The organism is Paenisporosarcina macmurdoensis, assembly GCF_042658845.1.
In the GTDB taxonomy this organism is placed as follows: domain Bacteria; phylum Bacillota; class Bacilli; order Bacillales_A; family Planococcaceae; genus Paenisporosarcina; species Paenisporosarcina macmurdoensis.
Window position 1 is genome coordinate 1 of record NZ_JBHSRI010000028.1, and the last position, 2,664, is coordinate 2,664.

At 35.0% G+C, this 2,664-nt stretch carries 1 protein-coding gene and 2 rRNA genes; all 3 read left to right on the forward strand.

Going from position 1 to position 2,664, the window contains the following annotated elements:
* Positions 1 to 176: ribosomal RNA gene (locus ACFPYN_RS17290) — 23S ribosomal RNA — on the forward strand; the annotation flags it as partial.
* A 61-nt stretch (positions 177 to 237) separates the two neighbouring features.
* A 5S ribosomal RNA gene (gene rrf, locus ACFPYN_RS17295) occupies positions 238 to 353 on the forward strand.
* A gap of 599 nt (positions 354 to 952) precedes the next feature.
* Positions 953 to 1,666: a hypothetical protein gene (locus ACFPYN_RS17300; protein WP_377735896.1), complete on the forward strand. Its 714-nt coding sequence runs from the start codon at positions 953 to 955 to the stop codon at positions 1,664 to 1,666.
* The last annotated feature ends 998 nt before the right edge of the window (positions 1,667 to 2,664 follow it).

The window sequence follows — 2,664 nt, forward strand, 5'->3', positions numbered from 1 at the left end:
TATGTGTGGCCGGGATAAGTGCTGAAAGCATCTAAGCATGAAGCCCCCCTCAAGATGAGATTTCCCATTACGCAAGTAAGTAAGATCCCTCAAAGACGATGAGGTAGATAGGTTCGAGGTGGAAGCGCGGTGACGTGTGCAGCTGACGAATACTAATCGATCGAGGACTTAACCAAAATTTTGAATGGCTTTCAATGGCCCGTTTATCCAGTTTTGAGTGAACAAGCACTCAATAAGTCTAGTGATAATGGCAAAGAGGTCACACCCGTTCCCATACCGAACACGGAAGTTAAGCTCTTTAGCGCCAATGGTAGTTGGGGGTCTCCCCCTGCAAGAGTAGGACGTCGCTAGGCAAATAAGAAACCGATACCCGTTAAAGGGTGTCGGTTTTTTTGTGTCTTTTTTTATTTCATAGTGAGGTTGAAGTGAAAAAAACTCTATATAACTGTAGATATTGATTAACAGATCGTCTTGCCACTAAAAAATCTTAATCTCCAGAGAACGATATGAATAGTTTCATCACTAAACAGCAGCGAAGCGAAAACAAAACCAATCAAAATGGCCCTCCTCGAATAGACTCTCGAGGAGGTTTTTTGTGGGGAAATATGGGCGAATCGGAATAAAACACGTTTCAAGCCGAATAAATGAGTCGTGAAGCCGATTAAATGTTACTTCAAGCCGAATAAACCTTACCTCCATTAGAAAATTCTTAGTATGCCAATACGTTGAACAGCATCTTCTGAAATTTGTGCAGTGACCGTAGCTACTGCAAGAGTAAGATATTGCTAGGAAAATAAATAACCGATACTTGTAAAAGGGTAACGGTTTTTTGATTTTGATTTGTAACACAAATATTAAAAAAGGATATATTTTCCTTACGTCAAATAATATAAAGAAAAAGATTGCTATTAAATAAAGGAAATTAATATCAAACCTAACTAGGGGGATAGTTATGAAAGTCTTGATAAATATGATTATGATTTCTGTCTCAAGCATGTTGTTATCCTCTTGTGGCAACTTCAGTTCAATCACTGGATGTCCTGATGGTGAAATTGAGTGGGTCGATATGGTTATGATAAATGATATTAAATACCAATATCTTCCTAAACCTGCTGATGTGAATAATCCTTTGCCAATTGAAAAAGGCAGGGAGCTAGGCAAAGTAACTTTTAAGATGGCCGATCGTGCATGTAGTAATCATAAGATGAAAAATGGGGATGCTGCATATTTGGAAGAGGGTACATCAATTTACGAAATCAAAGGATATCCAACTTCTCTTATTGTTGTAGCAAATGATAAGGCATTTTTAGTAGATACTAATATAAAAGCAAAAACTGCTGACAATTTATTCCCTTTAGATGGTTGGGTTAAAAATATTTATATCGAAAGCACAGAAGATGGCAGTCGAATACAACCCTATAAACAGGATTCCACAAAAAAATTCCTGGATGATTGGTCTCAATTAAAATTAGAGGACCCAGAATCATTATATAAGAAAGGCAAAATGGAAGGAGACCGAATCTTTTTAGAGATTGAACTTAACAATGGTGTTTCTTTCAGACTAGTTTATTGGGTTAATTCAAATATTTTCAGTAATGGAGTAATAGGAAGCAAAGAAATAAAGAATATCATTGAGGATGAATTATCACACAAAATTAGTGAATAACTATTATTTTCTTAAAAGTTGCTTGAGCAACTCTTTTTCTATCGTTTACCAAGAATATTAGTGCTGCTCTAATTGACGATGATGTTCAATTGATGAGGTAGGTTAAGCCAAGAAGGTATTCTTGCTCTCAATAAAACTTATAGAGGAGAAAATGGATTGAAGAAAGATTTTAACAAAAGCAATAAATTAAGAAGAATATTGACTGTTTTTATGGTTGGATTTATTTTACTAGGAACAATTTTTCATATTATAAAGTTACCGGTACATATGGCTGATTGGTTCGTTCCTTCCTTCCTTTTAAAGTAGTGGAACCTTTCTATGATGTTGAGGATCTCGATAAAAAGTACTTTAAAGTGATGGGCTATAATAAAGTGAAATTAGTTTACGAAAACCAAGAGGGAATTTTAACTGTTTGGGCAACGAGCGAAATAGGTTGGAATAAGGTTGCGAATTGGGAGGAAGAGGTTGAATTATTAAACTGAGCAACTGGATATTATAATGAGACTAATCTTGTTCAATCAATTAGTTTTGGAGTAGATGAAGTTGAATATTCAATTGACTATATAGGGAATGCCTCCATTCCCAAAAGCGACCTTATTAAAATTGCTAATTCTATTGTAACAACTAAATTTACATAGGGTGTCTAAACCTGTATAAGGTTAAATATATTTGGGATTGTGAATTACACACCTTGTGAAAATATCATAAATACATAGCGTTACAGCATTCCTTACGGGTCTTTTCGGAGGATATCCAACTATACAGTGATTAAGAAGCAAACTTAGTTTAATAAACTTTCACTATTGTGTTGACTTTTATAAGTCAGACTGATATATTTATTAAGTTGCTGATTTAAGCGCAACGAAGTAAATGAATAAGTAAAACTTTTTGTTGACATGACAATGAAGATTTGCTAAGATATAAGAGTTGCTGTTGAAACAACGACGCCAACTAATGAACCTTGAAAACTGAACAGCAAAACGTCAACTAACAAGCGG

Bases quoted from the DNA above. Each gene is read 5' to 3' on its own strand.
- ACFPYN_RS17300 (WP_377735896.1), top strand. From the start codon at position 953: ATGAAAGTCTTGATAAATATGATTATGATTTCTGTCTCAAGCATGTTG.